Source organism: Mesorhizobium hunchu, assembly GCF_040081975.1.
In the GTDB taxonomy this organism is placed as follows: Bacteria; Pseudomonadota; Alphaproteobacteria; order Rhizobiales; family Rhizobiaceae; genus Mesorhizobium; species Mesorhizobium hunchu.
Window position 1 is genome coordinate 23,178 of record NZ_JBEBMG010000004.1, and the last position, 20,440, is coordinate 43,617.

18 protein-coding genes are annotated in these 20,440 nt (G+C 66.2%); 13 read left to right on the plus strand and 5 right to left on the minus strand.

Annotated elements, in window-relative coordinates; genetic code table 11:
- Positions 1 to 208: 208 nt before the first annotated feature.
- Entirely contained in the window at positions 209 to 886 is a 678-nt protein-coding gene (locus ABMA46_RS08655; RefSeq protein WP_348998943.1) for a GntR family transcriptional regulator, read from the minus strand.
- Between the two features lie 126 nt (positions 887 to 1,012).
- On the opposite strand from ABMA46_RS08655, the gene ABMA46_RS08660 reads away from it, so the two are divergent.
- The 13 genes from ABMA46_RS08660 (at position 1,013) to ABMA46_RS08720 (ending at position 14,117) form a co-directional block, all read left to right on the plus strand.
- On the plus strand, positions 1,013 to 2,080 hold the full coding sequence (locus ABMA46_RS08660) for an Ldh family oxidoreductase (protein ID WP_348998944.1): 1,068 nt from the start codon (positions 1,013 to 1,015) through the stop codon (positions 2,078 to 2,080).
- 53 nt (positions 2,081 to 2,133) lie between these two features.
- The gene (locus ABMA46_RS08665; RefSeq protein WP_348998945.1) at positions 2,134 to 3,489 is read left to right on the plus strand and encodes an ABC transporter substrate-binding protein; all 1,356 of its coding nucleotides are present in this window, start codon (positions 2,134 to 2,136) and stop codon (positions 3,487 to 3,489) included.
- A gap of 94 nt (positions 3,490 to 3,583) precedes the next feature.
- Positions 3,584 to 4,528 carry a carbohydrate ABC transporter permease gene (locus ABMA46_RS08670; protein ID WP_348998946.1) on the plus strand — a complete coding sequence of 315 codons (945 nt, stop codon included), beginning with the start codon at positions 3,584 to 3,586 and terminating at the stop codon, positions 4,526 to 4,528.
- 14 nt (positions 4,529 to 4,542) lie between these two features.
- Positions 4,543 to 5,403, plus strand: a complete 861-nt coding sequence (locus ABMA46_RS08675; RefSeq protein WP_348998947.1) for a carbohydrate ABC transporter permease — start codon at positions 4,543 to 4,545, stop codon at positions 5,401 to 5,403.
- Positions 5,404 to 5,407: 4 nt separating this feature from the next.
- The gene (locus ABMA46_RS08680) at positions 5,408 to 5,650 is read left to right on the plus strand and encodes a hypothetical protein (RefSeq protein WP_348998948.1); all 243 of its coding nucleotides are present in this window, start codon (positions 5,408 to 5,410) and stop codon (positions 5,648 to 5,650) included.
- Entirely contained in the window at positions 5,650 to 6,750 is a 1,101-nt protein-coding gene (locus ABMA46_RS08685; RefSeq protein ID WP_348998949.1) for an ABC transporter ATP-binding protein, read from the plus strand. The genes ABMA46_RS08680 and ABMA46_RS08685 overlap by 1 nt, the downstream gene beginning before the upstream one ends.
- 10 nt (positions 6,751 to 6,760) lie before the next feature.
- Complete coding sequence (locus ABMA46_RS08690; RefSeq protein WP_348998950.1) at positions 6,761 to 7,858, plus strand: ABC transporter ATP-binding protein; 1,098 nt, start codon at positions 6,761 to 6,763, stop codon at positions 7,856 to 7,858.
- 8 nt (positions 7,859 to 7,866) lie between these two features.
- The gene (locus ABMA46_RS08695) at positions 7,867 to 9,531 is read left to right on the plus strand and encodes a GMC family oxidoreductase (RefSeq protein ID WP_348998951.1); all 1,665 of its coding nucleotides are present in this window, start codon (positions 7,867 to 7,869) and stop codon (positions 9,529 to 9,531) included.
- Positions 9,532 to 9,542: 11 nt separating this feature from the next.
- Positions 9,543 to 10,070: a 2,4'-dihydroxyacetophenone dioxygenase family protein gene (locus ABMA46_RS08700; RefSeq protein ID WP_080919822.1), complete on the plus strand. Its 528-nt coding sequence runs from the start codon at positions 9,543 to 9,545 to the stop codon at positions 10,068 to 10,070.
- The gene (locus ABMA46_RS08705; protein WP_348998952.1) at positions 10,048 to 10,818 is read left to right on the plus strand and encodes an SDR family NAD(P)-dependent oxidoreductase; all 771 of its coding nucleotides are present in this window, start codon (positions 10,048 to 10,050) and stop codon (positions 10,816 to 10,818) included. The genes ABMA46_RS08700 and ABMA46_RS08705 overlap by 23 nt, the downstream gene beginning before the upstream one ends.
- A gap of 10 nt (positions 10,819 to 10,828) precedes the next feature.
- Positions 10,829 to 11,824, plus strand: a complete 996-nt coding sequence (locus ABMA46_RS08710) for a zinc-binding dehydrogenase (RefSeq protein WP_348998953.1) — start codon at positions 10,829 to 10,831, stop codon at positions 11,822 to 11,824.
- 24 nt (positions 11,825 to 11,848) lie between these two features.
- The gene (gene aldA / locus ABMA46_RS08715) at positions 11,849 to 13,285 is read left to right on the plus strand and encodes an aldehyde dehydrogenase (RefSeq protein ID WP_348998954.1); all 1,437 of its coding nucleotides are present in this window, start codon (positions 11,849 to 11,851) and stop codon (positions 13,283 to 13,285) included.
- Positions 13,286 to 13,385: 100 nt separating this feature from the next.
- A complete protein-coding gene (locus ABMA46_RS08720) occupies positions 13,386 to 14,117 on the plus strand; it encodes a GntR family transcriptional regulator (protein WP_348998955.1) in 732 nt (243 codons plus the stop codon).
- Between the two features lie 12 nt (positions 14,118 to 14,129).
- Here ABMA46_RS08720 and ABMA46_RS08725 read toward each other — a convergent pair whose 3' ends face one another.
- The 4 genes from ABMA46_RS08725 to ABMA46_RS08740 form a co-directional block, all read right to left on the minus strand.
- The gene (locus ABMA46_RS08725; RefSeq protein ID WP_348998956.1) at positions 14,130 to 15,572 is read right to left on the minus strand and encodes a xylulokinase; all 1,443 of its coding nucleotides are present in this window, start codon (positions 15,570 to 15,572) and stop codon (positions 14,130 to 14,132) included.
- 22 nt (positions 15,573 to 15,594) lie between these two features.
- The gene (tkt, locus tag ABMA46_RS08730; RefSeq protein ID WP_348998957.1) at positions 15,595 to 17,634 is read right to left on the minus strand and encodes a transketolase; all 2,040 of its coding nucleotides are present in this window, start codon (positions 17,632 to 17,634) and stop codon (positions 15,595 to 15,597) included.
- A gap of 91 nt (positions 17,635 to 17,725) precedes the next feature.
- On the minus strand, positions 17,726 to 19,222 hold the full coding sequence (locus tag ABMA46_RS08735; RefSeq protein WP_348998958.1) for a xylulokinase: 1,497 nt from the start codon (positions 19,220 to 19,222) through the stop codon (positions 17,726 to 17,728).
- A 77-nt stretch (positions 19,223 to 19,299) separates the two neighbouring features.
- Entirely contained in the window at positions 19,300 to 20,061 is a 762-nt protein-coding gene (locus ABMA46_RS08740; RefSeq protein ID WP_348998959.1) for an SDR family NAD(P)-dependent oxidoreductase, read from the minus strand.
- Positions 20,062 to 20,440 lie beyond the last annotated feature (379 nt).

Consider the following 20,440-nt stretch of genomic DNA (forward strand, 5'->3'; position numbering starts at 1 on the left):
CTCAAGGCCGCCTCAGTTTTGTAATAAAACTACCTTGACAATCACTGTCAATGGGCAATCATTGGGTAAATGTCGCTAAGGGAGGAACGATCACGGGTCTTTTCGCCCCGTGACGGGTGATATGTGCAACGAGTCTGTAGCAAAGATACAAAATGGGGCGGTGGGAGGCGATGGGCTCCGTGGCGGTCGCCGCGGTTTCCCGCTCTCGTCAGGCTGTTCCCTGGCCCGGCGCCCCGTTGCCGGCCAGCTTCGCCAGATAGTGGGATCGCGTCCATTCGATGTGACGGACGAGCAGCGCTTGCGCGGCCGTGGCGTCGCCGCTACGAGCCAGCCGCAGCAGGTCTTCGTGTTCGCCGAACGAGGTGCTGTTGAGTTCCGCCTCAAGCGAGAGGCGGTTCCGCAGCGCCTGGACCCGGAAGGCGATGGTGGTGAAGGCTTCCAGCAGGTAGGCGTTGCCCGCCAGTTCGAACATCGTGCGGTGAAACGCCCCGTCGAGGATCCGGTAGCGTTCGGCGTCGCTTTCGGAGAGGGCCGCTTTCATCTCCCCGACGGTTCCCGCCCAGCTTTGGACAAGCGCAGCGGCGTTCCGTTCCAGCGCCAGGCGCAGCGCTGCCGTCTCCAGTATGCCGCGCAACTCGGAAAGCTCGCCGACCTGTTCCGGGCTCATCGAAAAGACGAAGGTGCCGCGCTGCGGGTGAACTTCCACAAGCCCTTCGCGCTTGAGCTGCATGAGGGCTTCGCGCACCGGGGTCTTGCTGACCCCCAGATCCTTGGCGAGCATGATCTCGGACAGCGACTCGCCCAACTGCAGGGCGCCGCGCACGATCCTGATCCGTATTTCGTCCGCCGCCTGCTCGGTCAGCGACGGTCCTCGTTCCAGCGCCATGGTCGTTCCCCTTCCTTGTCGACTTATTGTGCGATTCGCACGTCGGTCCGCAATTATCGTTTGACTGAGATATCAGATATGATACGCCAGATGCCAAATGGCAACTGCGTATCTGGCTGCAAGCCCATGACGGCAACTGTAAGGATCGAAGCGGACATCCTGTCGCGCAGCCTCTGGCAGAGGCTGCTTGCCGCGGGTGCGTCCGGGACGGCGGCGGACGCCTGCGTCAGGGCGCTCATGCACGCTTCGCGCATCGGCGTGGACAGCCACGGCGTACGTCTGGTGAGCCATTACGATTCGGTTCTTCGCGCCGGCCGGGTGAAAGGGAATCCCGACATTTCCGTACGGCGCACCGCCGCCGCCACAGCCGTCGTCGACGGGGACGACGGGTTGGGCCATCTCGCTGGCTATCGTGCGATGGAAGAGGCGGTCGCGCTGGCGCGCGAGGCCGGCGTCGGCGCGGTTGGCGTGGTGCGGTCCTCGCATTTCGGCGCGGCCGGAGCTTATGCCGTTGCCGTGGCTCAGGCAGGAATGATCGGCTTCGCCACGACCAATTCGGATTCGGCCGTGACCCTGTTCGGCGGGGCGAAGCCCTTCCACGGCACTAACCCGCTGGCCTTCGCCGCACCGAGCGGCGGCCGGCGCCCCTGGCTGGTCGACATGGCGACCTCGTCGATACCGCTCAACCGCGTGTTGCTGTTTCGCGCGCTCGGCAAGGAATTGCCGCAGGGCGTGGCGGCCGGGGCGGACGGCACGGCCACGCGCGACGCGCATGCGGCCTCGATGCTGCTTCCCCTCGGCGGCGAGGAGTTCGGCTTCAAGGGTGCGGCGCTTGCCGGCGTCGCGACCGTGCTTTCGGCTGTGTTGCAGGGCATGACTGCCGACCACGCCATGATCCCGATGGTCGGCGCCGGCGACAGGACGACGCCGCGAAACATGGGGCATTTCTTTCTCGCTATCGACCCGGCGCGCTTCGGCGGCGCCGAAGTCTTCCGCGCCGGCATGGCGGCCTATCTCGGCGCCGTCCGCGGGGCGGGACCGGACACGATGGCGCCCGGCGACAGGGAATGGACCATCGAGGCCGAACGCGAGCGGGAGGGGATACCGGTCGATCTCGAGACTGCGGCCTTTCTGGACCTGCTTGCGGGCGCGGAAGACGCGGACACGACGCCGCAGGAAATATCGCGGATTTGAGGCATTCGGGCCGGCCGCGGTCGCGCCGGACGATGAAAAGGGAGGATTTGGGAATGAAGCAGATACTGATTGCCGGGGCGGTCGCGTCGACCGCACTCGTTGCCACCGTCGGGGTCGCCTCGGCACAGGCGTGCAATGACGCCGACCGCGTGCCGATCACCTGGTCGACCATCGCCGGCTTCTACACCGACGCGATGGCCAAGCTGGTGTCCGGCTTCGAGGCGAAGAACTGCGTGAAGGTCAATGTCGTCAACATCGACAATTCGCAGCTCTACAACAAGCAGGTCATCGAGATGGTCGGCCAGACCGGCGCCTATGACGTCGTCACACTGGAGACGTCCGAAAAGGCGGAGTTCGCCGAGAACGGCTTCATCCTGCCGATGACGGACTATTTCGCCGACAAGAAGGCGCAGCTCGACGACGTCGCGCCGACGCTGGCGGCGCTTACCACGCAGTACAAGGGCGATGTCTGGGGCTTGCCCTACTACACCTATACGGCCGGCTACATCTATCGCGCCGACCTGTTCGACGACCCGACCGAGCAGGCCGCCTTCAAGGCAAAATACGGCTACGACCTCGCCGTGCCCACCACCTGGGCGCAGCATCGCGACATCGCCGAATTCTTCACCCGCAAGAAGGGCGACAAGCTGAAGGGCGAGGAACTGACGAAGGATTTCTACGGCGTCGGCCTGATGGCGGGGCCGTTCCCCGAAATCCAGGACGAGATGTCGGGCGTGCTGTGGAGCCAGGGCGCCGACTGGCTGACCGACGACGGCAAGGTGCCGGTCGACGCGGTCGAGAAGGCGATGGACGACTACCTCAAGCTGGTGAAGTTCGCCCCGCCGGCGGCGCTGACCGTCACCTATGACGGCGTGATGAACCAGATGAAGGACGGCCAGATCGCCCAGACCTATTCGTTCTTCCTCGATCAGTGGCCGAATGCGGTGACGACGGAGCAGAGCGTGCCCGGCGCCAGGATGGGTGTTGCCGAAGCACCGGAGAAGAAGGCCTATATCGGTGGCTTCCTGCTGGCCGTGTCTGCAAGCTCGACGCATCCCAAGGAGGCGATGGATTTCGTCGCCTATATCGGCGGCCATGACGCGCAGATGGAGTTCGCCAAGGCCGGCGGCACCTCGACGCTGATGAGCGTGCTGTCCGACCCGCAGTTCGCGACGCCGGAAAGCCGCGCCAAGACCGGCCATTTCGCCACGCTGCTGAAGATCTTCGACGACATGAAGGGGTTCCGTTCGAACCTGTTCGACACGCCCTTCGGCGCCAAGATCTACAACACCATGCAGATACCGTTGCAGGCGGCGGCTGCCGGCCAGATCAATGCACGCCAGGCGGCGGAGCAATTGGCCTCGGACGTCGAGAAGATCTGCGGCGGTCCGTGCCCGATCGGCAAGTGATCGTCCTCCCGGACCAGGACCGATCGCGCGACGGAGTTCCCAAGGCTCCGCCGCGCGACCGGCCAGACAGAACATCGTTTCCGGAGTACCCTTGATGTCGCAATCCATGTCCATTCCAGCCTCGCAGACGCGCCGCCCCGCGACGATGTCGGCCGGCATGTCGGACAGGTGGTTTTCGATCCTGCTGATCACGCCCGCCATGGTCGTGATCCTGGTCTTTGCCCTTTTGCCGCTCGCCTATGCGCTCGACGTCTCGTTCCGCTTCGCCGATCTGACGCGTGGAAGGCTGGGCGACTTCGTCGGCCTCGACAACTACCGCATCGTGCTTGCCGACGAGGCCTTCTGGAAATCAGTCGGCGTGACGCTGCAGTTCACCGTGTCCGCCGTCGCCCTCGAAATGGTGCTCGGCATCGCGATCGCCTTCCTGATCAACGGCGCGACGGCCGGAAAGGGCATCATCCGCAGTCTCATGGTCCTGCCGCTGGCGACCTCGGCCGCGGTCACCGGCCTGTTCTGGCGTTATCTCTACGACACGCAGTTCGGGCTGATTAACTATTTCCTCGGCCTGCTTCACCTGCCGCAGCCGAACTGGCTTGGCGACTACACCATAGCGCTGTGGTCGGTGGTGCTGTTCGACGTCTGGCAATGGACGCCCTTCGTTGCCCTGATCGCGCTGGCCGGCCTCCAGGCGCTGCCGAAGGAGCCCTTCGAGGCGGCGGAACTGGACGGCGCGAGCACGTTCAGGGTGCTGCGCACGCTCACCTTCCCGATGCTGAAGCCGGTGCTGTTCCTGGTGCTGGTGCTGCGCACGATCGACAGCGTGCGCCTCTACGACGCAGTGGCGGTGCTGACCCGCGGCGGGCCGGGAACGACCACCGAGTCGATGACCTTCTATCTCTACCGCACCGGGCTGAAGCTGTTCCGCATGGATTATGCGTCCACCATGGCCGTGTTCTTCCTCTACGCCATGCTGGTCGCCAGCCTGTTCGCCCTCGCACCGCTCCTGAAGCAGTTCTCGACCCGCGCGTCGGAAGGCTGAGAGAGGACCCCGCCATGCTGCAACGCCCGACAAGTTTCGCCACCGAAGCCCTGCGCTACGGTCTCATCGTCCTGGTGCTCGCCTTCATCGTCTTTCCGATCCTGTGGATGGTCGTGACCTCCTTCAAGCCGCCGCAGGACGTGATGGTGTCGCCGCCGCGCTTCCTGTTCACGCCGACGCTCGACAACTACGTCCACGCGATCTGGGAGAAGAACTTCCTGTTCTACATCAAGAACACGCTGTTCATCTCCGTCACCTCGACCGTGCTGGTGGTGGTGGCCGGCGCGCTCGCCGCTTACAGCTTCGCCCGCTACAATGTCGGCGACGGCCACATCCTGTTCTTCATCCTGTCGACCAAGATGTTCCCGGCCATCGCGGTGATCCTGCCCTACTTCCTGATCTTCCGCGACACCGGCAAGACCGCCGTCGGCCGGTTCCTGGGCGTAGGGCTCGACCAGCCGGGCGCGTTGATCATCTCCTATACGATGTTCAACCTGCCCTTCGCCATCTGGCTGCTGGTGTCGTTCTTCCAGGACATTCCGCGCGAGCTGGAGCACTCCGCACGTCTCGACGGCCTGTCGCGCATGAAGGTCCTGCGCAAGGTGGTCTTCCCGCTGGCGGCTCCGGGCATCGCAGTGACGGGGGTCTTCACGCTGATCTTCTGCTGGAACGAGTTCCTGTTCGCCTACATCCTGACCCGCAAGACGGCGAGCACGATCACGGTGGGGGTGGAATCCTTCTTCACGCTGCAGGGCATCCTGTGGGGGCCGGTCGCGGCCGCCGCAACCATCAGCGTCCTGCCGATGATGGCCTTCGTGCTCCTGATGCAGCGCTACATGGTGCGCGGCCTGACCTTCGGCGCGGTAAGGGGGTGAGGTCATGAGTTTCAGTCAAGCCTGGGACGCCGGCTTCCGCGCCGTCCTCATCTATATCGGCGTCGTCTTCGCGTGGCTCGGCCTGGTCGAGCAGTATTTCGGCAGCCAGTCCGTCTCGGTCGTCGTCATGAACGTCGTCGCCGTCGCGCTGGCACTCGCCTTCTTCCTCAGGGCACGGTCGCGCGCCGTCGCCGAGCGCGCGCGCGCCGAGGCCGAGGTGAGGGCGCTCATGGAGGAGGCCGTCTGATGTACGAGCTCAAGGCAGTCCACAAGCGCTACGGCCTTGCCAAGGTGGCGCTGCGCAAGATCGACCTGACGGTGCGGGACAAGGAATTCCTCGTCATCTACGGACCGGCGGGCGCGGGCAAGAGCACGATCCTCAACATCCTGGCCGGCATCACCCGCCCGACCACCGGCGACGTGCTGCGCGACGGGGTCTCGATCCTGCACTTGCCGCCCGAGCGGCGCGACGCCGCCATGGCCTTCGAGAACTACGCGCTCTATTCGCATCTGAGCGTCGGCGAGAACCTCGCCTTTCCGCTTCACGCGCGCGGCATGGCGCGGGCCGAGATCGACCAGCGCGTCAGGCGCATCGCCGAAATCCTCGGCATCGGCCATCTCCTCGACCGCCGGCCGGGCTTCCTGTCGGGCGGCCAGCGCCAGCGCGTGGCGCTCGGCCGCGCCATCATCCGCCCCGCCGACATCTATCTCCTCGACGAACCGGTGGGGCATCTCGACGCCAAGCTCCGGCACAAGATCCGGGCCGAGCTCAAGGCGCTCGCCGACGACCTCAATGCGACCGTGGTGTTCACGACGACCTCGTCGCGCGAGGCGCTGGCGCTGGGCGACCGGGTCGCCGTGCTCAATCAGGGTCGCCTGGAACAGATCGGGACGCCGGCCGATCTCTATCATCGGCCGGCGAATGCCTTCGTGGCGTCCTTCGTCGGCGATCCGCCCATGAGCTTCATCACCGTCGAGCCGCGCCGCGAGGCGGACCGCGTCGCCTTCTTGACGCCGGACGGCATGCCGGTCGCGACCCTTCGCGCCGATGCCCTCGACGGACTGAGGCCGGCCGACGCGGCGATCCAGGTCGGGTTCCGTTCCAACGAGGTGCGGCTGGCGCAGCAGGGCGACAGCGCGGCGCTGCGCGGCAGGGTCGACGTGATCGAGCATCTCGGGCACTCCAAGATCGCGCTTGTCGGCATCGGCCGCGATCAGGTCTCGGTTTCGGTTCCGGCGCATACGTCCATCCATGTCGGCGAGGAGGTGGCGATCGCCTTCCCGCGCGACGCCGTGCATCTTTTCCAGGACACGTGCGCCGTCGTGCACGCCGTTCCTTCGGTCTGAGGAGAGAGCGATGGCTTCGATAAAGGCGACCGGCCTGGTCAAGCGCTACGGCACGGTGAAGGCCGTCCACGGCATCGATTTCGAAATCGCCGACGGGGAATTCGTGGCGATCCTCGGCCCGTCGGGCTGCGGCAAGTCCTCGACCATGCGCATGATCGCGGGGCTCGAAACCGTGACGGAAGGAACCATCGAGATCGACGGCAAGGTGGTCAACGACATCCGCGCGCGCGACCGCAACGTCGCCATGTCGTTCGAATCCTATGCGCTCTACCCGACCATCTCGATTCACGAGAACATCGCCTTTCCATTGCGCTCGGCGGGCATGAACGCGGACGAGATCGACCGGCGGGTGCGCGACATCGCCGAAAAGATGGAACTGGTGCCCTTGCTGGGCCTGAAGCCCCAGGGCCTGTCGTCGGGCCAGGCGCAGCGTGTCGGTCTCGCGAGGGCTTTGGTGCGCAAGCCTTCGGTATTCCTGCTCGACGAGCCGATCAGCCATCTTGATACGCGCCAGCGGTATCGCATGCGTCGCTTCATCAAGCAGTTGCACCAGCAGTATCACTACACGATGATCTACGTGACCCACGATCAGGAAGAAGCGCTGGCGCTCGCCGACCGCGTCATGGTCATGAGCAACGGCCTCATCCAGCAGATGGCGCCGCCCGACGAGATCTATGCCCGGCCCGTCAACGCCTTCGTGGCCGGCTTCGTCGGAGAGCCGCCGATCAACTTCTTCGATTGCCGGCTGGCAAGGGACGGCGGGCGCTGGACGCTCGCTTTCGAAGGGCAGACGCTCACGTTGCCTGAACGCCTTTCCGATACGGCCACGCAGCTCGGCTCCGAGGCGCTCGCGGCCGTGCGGCCGCATTTCCTGTCGATCGGCGCCAACGGTCCGCTCGTGCTGAAAGGCAAGGTGTTCGTCACCGAGGAATTGCAGGACCAGAACCTGGTGATGGTGGATGTCGGCAAGGTGCGCTTCACGCTGGTCGCGCATCCTTCCGTGCGGCCGCGGCGTGGCGAGGTCGTTCCGCTCACCATCGACCCCGATCACCTGCTTCTCTTCCCGCAGGACAATTCGCGTCGCATCGACGACGACCTCGCCGCGTAGGAAGGGTCATGGCCGCGCCGACATACGACTACATCGTCGTGGGCGGAGGAACGTCCGGCTGTCTCGTCGCGGCGCGGCTGGCCGAGGCGGGGCATACGGTGCTCGTGCTCGAAGCCGGTCCCGACGACCGCAATCCGCTGATCCGGATGCCGGCGGGGTTCGTCAAGCTGCTCGGCGTCGAGCGCTACATGTGGTTCTACAAGTCCGTGCCACAGGCGCATCTCGGCGGCCGCACACCGATCGTGCCCCAGGGCCGCGTGCTCGGCGGCGGTTCGTCGGTCAACGCGATGGTCTACATGCGCGGCCAGCCCGCCGACTACGACTTGTGGTCAAGCCAGACGGGCGACGACCAATGGAATTATGCGTCGCTGCTGCCCTATTTCACGGACATGGAGGACAACGAGCGGCTGAACGACCGCTATCACGGCGTCGGCGGCCCGTGGAAGGTTTCCGATCTCCGCCATGTCTCGGAACTGTCACGCGCGTTCGTGCTCGCGGCGCAGGGCGTCGGCCTGCCGCACAATGGCGATTTCAACGGCATAAGTCAGCGCGGCGTCGGGACCTATCAGGTGAACACCCGCGACGGCCGCCGCTGCTCCGCCGTGGATGCGTTCCTGCGTCCGGCGATGCGGACGGGGCGTGTCACCGTCAGGACCGGCGTGCTCGCCCATTCGGTGATTATCGAGAACGGACGCGCCGTCGGCGTACGCTACAGTGAAGGCGACAAGCTTGGCGAAGCGCGTTGCGGCGCCGAGGTCGTGATGGCGGCCGGGGCGATCGCTACGCCGAAGATCCTGATGCTGTCGGGCATCGGTCCGGCCGATCACCTACGCGCGCACGGCGTGTCGCCGGTGGTGGACCTGCCCGGCGTCGGCGCCAACCTGCAGGACCACACGGAAACGCCGGTCGTGGCGCTGTGCAACGGCCCGTACGGCTATTACGGCCACGACCGCGGCTGGAGACAGATGCGCAACGGCATGGAATACCTGCTCAACCGCACCGGCCCCGTCACCTCGAACGGGGTCGAGGCGGGTGCGTTCTTCGATCCCGACGACCTTTCCGCGACGCCGAAGATCCAGCAGTTCTGCGTTCCGACTGTCTATCTCGACAAGGACCACACCGACCAGAAGGCGAGCTACGGCATCACGCTCAATTCCTGCGTGGCGCGTCCGCGCTCGCGCGGCACGGTGCGGCTCGCATCCGCCGCTCCGGACGACCAGCCGCTGGTCGATCCCAACTATCTCGCCGATCCGGAAGATCTGCGGCTCTCCATCGGCGGGATCCGGCGCGCCCGCGAGATCCTGGCGCAGGAGCCGCTGCGCTCGATGATCGCCAGCGAGGTCTTCCCCGGTCCCGACAAGACGTCGGACGAGGACCGTGCCGCTCATGCGCGCCGTTTCGTCAAGACCGTGTACCATCCAGTCGGCACCTGCCGCATGGGCCGCGAGGGCGATCCCGAAGCGGTCGTATCCACCCGGCTGACGCTGAACGGCGTCGAGGGCGTCCGGATCGCCGACGCCTCCGTCATTCCGACCATCATCAGCGGCAACACGAACGCCGCCGTTCTGGTCGTGGCCGACAAGGCCGCCGAATTCATCCTGGGCCGACCGCGCAAGACGCCGGCCGACCTGTCGTCAACCCAGCCCAGTCAGCCCGTCGCGGCTGCCGTCTAGGGAGAACGCTCATGCCTCCGATGCGCAAGGACCCGAACCCGAGGATGCCGTATCAGCTTCCGATGCCGAAGGAGACCCTGCCGGATCTCGTCATTCCCGACGGCATTCCCAAGGACGAGCGCGTCTGGGTGCCGCAGGGCGAGAACGTCTGGTTCCGGCCGCTGTGCCTCAACCGCTCGCAGGGCTACTGGATGAACCTCTTGAAGGTGCGCAAATCCGGCGTGCTGAGCCGCCATCGCCATCCGCAGGCGGTGCATGGCTGGGTGCTGAAGGGCCGCTGGCATTACCTCGAGCACGACTGGGTGGCGGAAGAGGGCGGCTACGTCTTCGAACCGCCGGGCGAGACCCATACGCTGGTGGTGCCGGACGATGTCGAGGAGATGATCACCTACTTCCAAGTCAACGGCATCATGTACTACGTCGATGCCTATGGCGAGCCGCTCGGCTTCGAGGACGTGTTCACCAAGATCGACATGTGCCGCGAGCATTATGCCCGCGTCGGACTGGGCGAGGATTATGTCGATCAATTCATCCGTTGACGCGAAAGGGGCGCTGGAGGCGCTTCGCCCCGACCTGTTCGCCGGCGGAAACGTGCTGGTGACGGGCGGCACGTCCGGCATCGGTGCGGCCGCTGCCGAAGCCTTCGCGGCGCTCGGCGCGGACGTGCTGGCCACCGGCGCGACCGACGCCGAGGTCGAGAGCGCAAGGAAGGCAATGACCGGAATCGACTTCCGGCGTCTCGACGTGCGCGACGGCGCAGCCGTCCGCGCCGTCGTGGAAAGCCGGCCCCGGCTCGATCATGTCGTCAACTGCGCCGGGGTGATCCGTCGCGGCGCCGAACTGGAGCCGGACGTGTTCGCCGACGTGGTGGATATCAATCTCACCGGCTCCATGCGCGTCTGCGCGGCGGCGAGAAGCCGGCTGAAGGACAGCGGCGGCACCATCGTCAACACCGCGTCGATGCTGTCCTTCTTCGGCGGCGGGCTGGTGCCGGCCTATTCGGCCTCGAAGGGCGGCGTGGCGCAGATGACCAAATCGCTGGCGATCGCCTATGCCGACGACGGCATCCGCGTCAACGCCGTGGCGCCGGGCTGGATCGCCACGCCACTCACCACGGCGCTTCGCGACGACCCGGCGCGCAACCAGCCGATTATTGCGCGCACGCCGATGAAGCGCTGGGGCGAGCCGGCGGAGGTCGCCGCAGCCGTCGTCTTCCTGTCGTCGCCGCTCGCCAGCTTCGTCACCGGCGCCGTGCTGGTCGTCGACGGCGGTTACCTGATCACGTGAGAACCCGGTCATGAAGGCAGTCGTTGTTCCCTCGGCCTCGAGCCGCATCGAAGATGTCCGCATCGCGGACGTCCCTATGCCGGAACCGGAGCCTGGCGAGGTCCGGATCCGGATCAAGGCGGTCTCGCTCAATCCCGCCGACTGGAAGTTCGCCAACGACCACAAGCCGGGCTGGCTCTATCCGCATCCGTTGGGCCTGGACGGGGCCGGCGTCATCGACAGCGTCGGCCCGGGCGTGGCCGACTGGAAGCCCGGCGACCGCGTCGTCCTCCATCACAGCTTCCTGAGCCGCGGCGTCTTCGCCGAATACACGGTCGCGCCCGTCCATGTGCTCTCGCGCGTGCCCGAAACCGTGTCCTGGACCGACGCCGTGGCCGTGCCCTGCGCCGGCTACACCGCCTATCAGGGCCTGTTCCGCAAGGCGCATCTCGCCGCCGGGCAGACGATCCTCGTGCAGGGCGCCAATGGCGGCGTCGGCGGCTTCGCAACACAGTTCGCGCATGCCGAGGGCGCCAAGGTCATCGGCCTCGCCCGCCCGGAGCATCATGCGGCGGTGCGCAAGCTCGGCGCGGACGTCGTCCTCGATTACCGCGATCCGGAATTGCTGGAGAAGGTGCGGGTCGAAACGCAGGACGGCGCAGGCGTCGACGTCATGCTGGAGGTGGTCAATCCCGGCGATGCGCGCAAATCGCTGGCCTTCCTCCACTACAACGGCCACCTGATTTCCGTCGATCCGCTGCCCAACATGGCCGAGGTGCCTTCCTACACCTACGCCGCCTCCATCCACGAGGTCGGGCTGGGCGGCGCCTATGCGGCGGGTCACATGGCGACGCAGCGCGATTTCGCGGTGATCGGCGACGACCTCATGCAGCGCCTGGCGGCTGGGCGGCTCGATCCGATGGTCGAGGAGATCATCACCCTGGGCGAGATTCCGGACGGCCTCCTGCGCCTGATGCGGCGCGAGGTGACGGGCAAGATCGTGGCGCTGGTCGACAGCGCGGCCTGACAACACACAATCGGGAGAAGCGGCATGGCGCAATACAGGCATTACATCGCGGGGCAGTTCATCGACGGCAAGGCGGAGGAGCAGATTCCGGTGCTCAACCCGGCGACGGGCGAGACGATCGCCGAGGTGCCCGACGCGTCCGCCAAGACGGTCGATGCGGCCATCGCGGCAGCGCGCAAGGCGCAAGCTTCCTGGGCGGAACTGCCGGCGATCGAACGCGCCGGCCATGTCCGGGCCATCGCCGAAAAAATCCGCGCAAAAGCCGATGGCCTGGCTGAGATCATCTCGCGCGAGCAGGGCAAGATCCTGCCGCTCGCCAAGGGTGAGGTACTCGGCATGGCCGGACTGATGGACTATATGGCCGAGTGGGCGCGGCGCATCGAGGGCGACATCGTCGAAAGCGACCGCAAGGGCGAGACGATCCTGCTCTACCGGCGGCCGGTCGGCGTGGTGGCGGGCATCCTGCCGTGGAATTTCCCGTTCTATCTCATCGGCCGCAAGCTGGCGCCGGCGCTGGTCGCCGGCAACACCATCGTCATCAAGTCGAGCGAGGAGACGCCGCTCAACGCCTTCGCCTTCGCCGAACTGGCAGCCGAGGCCGGGCTGCCGGAAGGTGTGTTCAACCTCGTCAGCGGGCGCGGCAGGACGGCCGGCGCCGCGCTGTCCAGCCATCCCGACGTCGATCTGGTCTCCTTCACCGGCAGCGTGCCGACGGGCATCGCGATCATGGAAGCGGCGGCGAAGAACCTCACCCGCGTCAATCTCGAACTCGGCGGCAAGGCGCCGGCGATCGTGCTGAAGGACGCCGATCTCGACCTCGCCACGCGCGCCATCACCCAGTCGCGCATCAACAACACCGGCCAGGTCTGCAACTGCGCGGAACGCATTTTCGTCGAGCGTCCGGTGGCCGACGCCTTCGTGGAGAAGTTCGTGGCCTCGATGGCGAAGGTGCGCTACGGCGACCCGCTGGCGGAGAAGGACCTCGACATGGGTCCGCTGGTCAACGCCGTGCAGCTCGACAAGGTGTCCGCGATGGTCGAGCGGGCCAGGGGCGAGGGCGCGAAGGTGGCGCTCGGCGGCAAGCAGGCCGACCGCAACCGCGGCTATCATTACGAGCCGACCGTGCTGGTCGATTGCCGCTCGGACATGGAGATCATGCGCAAGGAGATTTTCGGGCCGGTGGCGCCGATCGCGGTGGTCGATTCCTGGGAAGAGGCCGTGCATCACGCCAACGACACCGAATACGGCCTGACCTCCTCGCTCTATACAAGCGACCTCAACAAGGCGCTGAAGGTCAGCAACCGGCTGCAATTCGGGGAGACCTACATCAACCGCGAGAACGGCGAGGCCTATCAGGGCTTCCATGCGGGGCGAAAGAAGTCCGGCATCGGCGGCGCCGACGGCAAGCACGGCTTCTACGAATATATGGAGACGCAGACGGTCTACATCGAGCACGGCTGACGGACGGCTGCAGGCGGTAGGCGGCGTCGAGCCTTGCAATCCGCATGTTGTCCGGATGTCCGGGCCGCGCTAGGGTCCCGGCGATTTCGCCGGAACCCGCATGATCGACCGAACAACTCCCGTTCCGCTCTATTTCCAGCTTGCGCAGCACCTGCGGTCCGAAATCGCTTCGGGCGCGATCGCCAGCGGCGGCAAGCTGCCGTCCGAGCATGAATTGTGCGCCGAACATGGCGTTTCGCGTTCGGTCGTCCGGCAGGCCCTGCAGTCGCTGGCGCTCGACGGATTGATCGAGACGGAACGCGGACGGGGCGCCTTCGTGCGGGAAAAGAAGGTGCCGATCGTCCTCCAGCAGCGCTTGGACCCGTTGCAGGAGGGCATGGTCAAGGCGGGGTTCACCCTGACCACGAAAGTGCTGCGGCAGGAGCAGATCGCGGCGCCGGCGCATGTCGCCGAGGCGATCGGCGATCCCAGGGCGGTTTTTCTCGAGCGCGTGCGCTATGTGGACGGGCAATTGCTGCTCGTCGTCCGGAACTACCTGCCGTACCGCCGCTTTTCGGCGCTTCTCGACTTCGACGGGCTGGAGACCAAGTCCCTCTATGTCTGGTTGGACGAGGCCTGCGGCGTCATCGCCTCGACCGGCAGGCGCACGATCGAGATCGGCCGCGCCGACAGCCATATCGCCTCGCTCCTGAAGCTGAAACGGGGCGACCGCGTGCTGTTCAACCGCGAGACCACGTTCGACCAGGACGGCAAGGCGGTCGAATATTATGAATCCTGGCATCACCCGGACCGGACCCGTCTCAGCATCGACCTCTACCGGCAGAAGGGTTGAGTAGGGCCGTGGCTACTCTTCGCGGGTAGATTTCAGCGCGCGATAGGTCATGCGGAAGCGTGCCAGAAGGTCGTCGAGGCCGGGACAGGGGCGCGGTTCGAGCGACGGTTCGCCGGATGTCGCGAAGGGAAGGTCTTCGACACCGCGCCAGTGGCCGGCGGCAATGCCGCCGAGATAGGCCGCGCCGAGCGCCGCGGCGGCGCGGCCCTGGAACGGGCGCATCGGCAGTCCGACGAAGTCGGCCAGCATCTGCCGCCAGCGGGGATCGGCGGCGCCGCCGCCGGTGAGCAGCATCGAGGAAGCTTCGACGCCGGTGGCTTTCAGGGCGTCCCAACTGTCGCGCACCGCCAGCGCCACGCCTTCGAACACCGAGCGGATGATCTGGTCGCGCCCGGCGCCGAGTCTCATGCCGGACCAGACCGCGCTCGCCTGCGGGTCGAGCAGCGGCGCGCGCTCGCCGCTGACATAGGGCAGGAAGATCGCGCCGCCATTGTCGACGCCCGGCGCAAAGGCGCGTGCGTACATTTCGGCCCAGTCGGCGCCGAGAACGCCGCGCGCCCATTCGAACACCGTGCCGCCGTTCTGCAGCGCCGCCATCTTGTAGACGCCCGCGCCGACGCCCCGGAAGGTGTTGTAGAAGGGCTGGAGTTCCGGCGTCACGCGGTCGACCATTGTCATGATCTGGATGCCGGACCCAACCTGCAGCACGGTCTCACCGGACGATAACTGACCGAGCCCGAGCAGGCATGCGGCGGTATCGGAAAGGCCGTGGGCGACGGGAATGCCCTGCCGCAGGCCAAGCGCCGAGGCGGCCTCGCCGGTCAGGCTGCCGGCGACGTCCGTAGAGGCGCGAAGCGGCGGCAGGAGGGAGAGGTCGATGCCGAGGCTTTCGGCGAAGGGGCTTGCCCAGCCGTCGCCGCGCATGTCGTAGAGCAGCGTCATCGAGGCGTCTGAGGGTTCGGTCGCGCGCTCGCCCGTCAGCCTGAGCCGCAGCCAGTCCTTCGGCGACAGGGCGGCACTCGCCTGGTTCAGGAGCGCGGGTTCGTGCCGCTTCAGCCATAGGAGCCCGAGTCCGGCCATGCCGGTGGCGATGGGATTGCACAGCGGCAGCCGCAAATCGCCGTCGAGCGCCAGCGCATCCTGCACTTGCCTGCCCGTGCGCAGGTCGGGCCACAGAATGGCGGGCCTGAGCGGCGCTCCTTTCGCATCCGCCAGAACGAAACCGTGCGCCTGGCCGGACAGGCCGATGCCGCGCACCGCCTCGCCATGCGCCGCGCAGGCCTCGCGCACGGCCTCCACGGTTTGCGTCCACCACAGGTCCGGGTCCGTCTCGGCATGACCGGGAACCGGCGAGTTCAACGCGTAAGCGCGGTTCGCTTCGGCGACCGGGCGGCCGCTCTCGTCGATCAGCAGCGCCTTGACTGAGCCGGTCCCGAGATCGATTCCAAGGAACATTCACAGGCCTCCCGTCTATCGTCTATGCCGGAGCGGCGGGCGCGCCGCCGTTTTCGGCAAGCAGGTTGCTGGCCGCCTCCGCGACGGCGTCCACTGTGAAGCCGAAATGGGAGAACACCTCCGGGCCGGGCGCCGATTCGCCGAAGCGGTCGACGCCGATGATCCGGCGCCGTTCGCCGAGGAACTGATACCAGTAGAACGAGCAGGCCGCCTCCACAACGATGGTCGGCAGGTGGCGCGGCAGCACGCTGGACCGGTAATCCCCGGATTGGCGCGCGAAGATATTGGCATTCGGGACGGACACGACACGCACGGCGACGCCCTCCGCTTCGAGCCGCGCCGCAGCCTGCCGCACCAGGGAAAGCTCGGAGCCGGTGCCGGCCAGCACCAGATCGGGAGCCGCGCCGTTTTCCGGATCGGAGAGCACATAGCCGCCCTTGCGGATTTTTTTATCGTCTCCCGCACGGTGATCGACGCCCTTGCTGCCTTGCCTCGCCAGCACCATCGCGCTCGGACCCTCGCGGCGCAGGCTTTCGTCCCAGGCGATGAGCGCTTCCAGCTCGCTTCCCGGCCGCCATACCGAAAAGTCCGGGATCGCGCGCAGCGCCACAAGCTGCTCCGACGGCTGATGGGTCGGCCCGTCCTCGCCGACGCCGATGGAATCGTGCGTGTAGACGAAGATGGCGCGCAGCTTCATCAGTGCGGCAAGACGCACCGCGTTGCGGCTGTAGTCGCTGAAGACGAGATAGGTCGCGCCGTAGGGAACGAGGCCGCCATGCGCGGCCATGCCGTTCATCATCGCCGACATTGCGAACTCGCGCACACCGTAATGCACGAAATTGCCGGAGAAGTCGCCCGGCCGGATCGAGCGCGACGCCTGCGTCCAGGCCAGCGTCGACTGGCTGAGGTCGGCCGAGCCGCCGACCAGTTCGGGCGCGGCTTTCGTCATCAGGCCGGCAATGCGGCTCGACGCCTTGCGCAGCGGCTGGTCTTCCGCCGGCTTGCCGAGGATGGCGGCGGCTTCCTCCTTCACCAGCTTGGCGAGAGCCGGCGACGGCTCGCCTTTCATCCGGCGTCTGAATTCGGCTGCGAGTTCGGAGTGGGCCTTTCCGTAGGCTGCGAACATGCGCTCCCATTCCGCTTGCATGCGCACGCCCTTCTCGCGCCCGTCCCAGCCGGCGACGATGTCGCCCGGTATCTCGAACGGCGGATAGTCCCAGCCGAGCGCCTCGCGCGTCAGGGCGACTTCTTTCGCGCCGAGCGGGGCGCCGTGTGATTCCTCCTTGCCCTGCTTGTTGGGCGATCCGAAGCCGATGATCGTCTTGCAGCAGATCAAGGTCGGCCGCTCGGAGGCGTGCGCGGCCTCGAAAGCCGCCCTGATCGCGATGGGATCGTGGCCGTCTACATCCGCGATCACGTTCCAGTTCAGCGAGCGGAAGCGGGCTGCGGTGTCGTCGGCGAACCAGTCGCCGACCTCTCCGTCGATGGAGATGTTGTTGTCGTCGTAGACGGCGATCAGTTTCGAGAGGCCGAGCGTGCCGGCGAGCGACGCCGCTTCCTGGCTGATGCCCTCCATCAGGCAGCCGTCGCCGGCGAAGACATAGGTGAAGTGATCGACCACGGGAAAGCCGTCGCGATTGAATTCCTCGGCCAGCCGGCGCTCGGCGAGCGCCATGCCGACTGCTGTGGCAAAGCCCTGTCCGAGCGGGCCGGTCGTCGTCTCGACGCCCGGCGTCATCCCGCGTTCGGGATGGCCGGGTGTCCTGGAGTCGAACTGCCGATGCCGGCGCAGATCGTCCAGCGAAAGATCGTAGCCGGCCAGGTGCAGCAGCGAATAGATGAGCATCGACCCGTGGCCGTTCGACTGTACGAAGCGGTCGCGATTCGGCCAGTCCGGATCGGCCGGGTTGTGGCGCAGGAAATCGTTCCAGAGCACCTCGGCGATGTCGGCCATGCCCATCGCCGTGCCGGGATGGCCGGAATTGTTGGCCTGCACGGCGTCCATGGTCAGCGCCCTGATGGCGTTGGCCAGCCTGCGATGGTCACGCGCCTGATCCGCCATCCGTCCGTCTCCTGAACTTATCATCCTGTACGGACAAGTATCGATTGGGATGGTTTGTTGTCAAACGGCTTCTGGCCGCTTGCGACGCGCTTTAGAGCCGATCCAGATCGTCATAGAGCGCCTGCGAATGGCGATAGAGCTTTTCGAAGAAGGGCTGCATGCGCGCATAGGTCTCGGCCCATGCGGGGTCTGGCAGGATCTCGCGCTCGTAGCGCACGAAGGCTGAGGCTGCGTCCTCGACGCGGGAAAACCGTCCTTCCGCCGTCGCGGCGAGCGCCGCCGCGCCGATGACGCCGCATTCCGGCTCGGCCGGAAGCAGGATGGGGATATTATAGGCGCTCGCCTTGATCTTCAGCCACAGCTCCGATTTCGCTCCGCCGCTCGAGGCGACGACCCGCTCGACCTTGCGGCCGGAGATGTCCTCCATCAGATGCAGGTGCCGCGTCGCGCCGAAGGCCACGCCTTCGAGCACGGCGCGGTGAAGATGGGCCAGCCCGTGCTCGGCCGTGATGCCGAAGAACTGCGCGCGGGCGTTGCGATGTTCGCCGAACCGCTCGCCGACGAGATAGGGCATGAAGAAGAGGCGCAGGGCGCCGGCCGGCGCTTCCGCCGCCTTGGCGGCGATCGCCTCGTAGCTCCAGCCATTCTCATGGAAGGCGCGGCGCGCCCATCGCATCGCGTCGCCGCCCGTCTCGAGCAGGATGAAGGCGCCCCAATTGCCTTCTGGCGTGCCGACGTTGGAGATTTCGGGCGCCGGCAGCGGCTTGTCGGCGATGACCGTGATGATGCACGACGTGCCCGTCACGTCCGAGCCCAGGCCGGGACGACACACGCCTGAACCTAGCAGGGCGACGGGATAATCGCCGCCGCCGACCAGCACGGGCGTCTCGGCGCGCAGGCCCGTCTCGCGCGCCGCCTCGGCGCTCACGCCGCCCAGCACCTCGGCCGGATCGCGGATCGTCGTCAGCTTGTCGCGGTCGAGACCTAGCCGGTCGCACATCGATTGCGACCAGTCGCCGGTGCGCGGATCCATCATGAAGGAGCAGGCGGCCTCGGTGCGGTCCATGGTGATCTCGCCGGTGAGGCGATAATTCACGTAGTCCTTGGGCATCAGCACCGCTGTCGCCCGGCGGTAGGCTTCCGGATCGTTGTCGCGAATCCATTGCAGCTTGAAGCCCGGCCAGGGTGGGGCAGGGGGATTGCCGCTCTCGGCGATGAATTCGTCCAGGCCGAAACGCTTTTCGAACGCGGCGACGTGGCCCATCGTGCGCTTGTCGTTCCACAGCGGAACGGTGTCGCGCGTCAGTCGTCCGTTCGCGTCGAGCAGCACCGTGCCGTGCATCTGGCCGCAGCCACAGACCGCCGCGATGCGCCGCGCGGCATCCGGCGCATCGTCCAGCACCGCGCGGATGGCGCGCGTCACGCCGGCCCACCAGTCGGCGGGCCGTTGCTCCGACCAGCCGTATTCGGGGACGATCTGCTCGTGTTCGAAGGCGCGGATGGCGATCGGCCTGCCCGTCCTGTCGACGAGCGCCGCGCGCACGCTTCCGGTGCCGACGTCGATGGCGAGATAGAGCGCGTCGCTCAAGTCATGGCCCTCCTTGCAGGCGTTTTCCCGCTTTGCCTGCCTGCTCGCGGCGCGGCCCGCCCAAGCGGCAAAAGGCTTCAGATAGAGGTATAGCCGGCATCGGCCGAGACGATGGAGCCCGTCATCAGGCTCGACGCGTCCGAAGCGAGGAACAGGACCACCGAGGCGATCTCGTCCGGCTGGCCCATCCGCTTCATCGGCGTCAGGTCGATCCAGCGGTCGACCATGCCCTTGCTGTCTTCCAGATTGGCCAGCAGCGGCGTCTCGATATAGGTCGGCGCGACAGCGTTGACGCGCACGCCGCGCAGCGCCCACTCGACCGCCAGCGACCGCGTCAGATGATGGACTCCGGCCTTCGAGGCGTTGTAATGGCACTGGGGTTGCGGCGTGTTGACGATGTCGGCCGACATCGACCCGATATTGACGATCGACCCGCGGCCGGCTTCCAGCATCTTGCGGCCGAAGGCGCGACAGGTCTTGAAGACGCCTGTCAGGTTGATGCCGATGACACGGTCCCATTCCTCGTCGGAAACGTCCTCGGCGGGTGTGTTGGAAGCGATGCCGGCATTGCACACCAGTATATCCAGGACTGGCTGTGATGCGGCAAGCGCATTGAGGGCGGCCGTGTCGGTCACGTCGAGCTGGTGCGCTTCCGCCTTGCCTCCCTTGGCTGCCAGCCGCTCCGCCGCCGCCGTGGCGCGGGCGCCGTTCAGGTCGGTCACCACGACATGCGCGCCGGCCTCGGCAAGTGCTGCGGCGCACGCCTCGCCGATCCCCTGGCCCGCGCCGGTCACGAGCGCGCGCCGGCCCGAAAGGTCGTATTTCGACATATAGGACATAAATGCGATTCCTCCGCTGTGGGTATCCGTCATGCCGCCGGGATTGGCGAGAATTGTAGTTTTCCTCCCGAACGGCTTGTCGGAAACGCCGATAAGGAGGGTTTGTAGCCAATTTCTCGTGCCGATGCACGAATTTTTGGTAGTAGTAGAACTAACATTTTGACCAGCATCATATCTTGCCTCGGTTTGCTTTTCCAGGTCAATTCCTTGTGTTACCTATCGCGGCCTGTTTCCGGAAAGGGTCAGGATGACGAATAATTATGCCATTTGAAACAATGATTTAAATGAAAATACCATTGTTTCTGGTGGTCAGCTGCGCCAGCATAGCCCAACACGGTTGCGCCATGTAGTAAATCTAGTTATTGACGGCAGGTGTGAG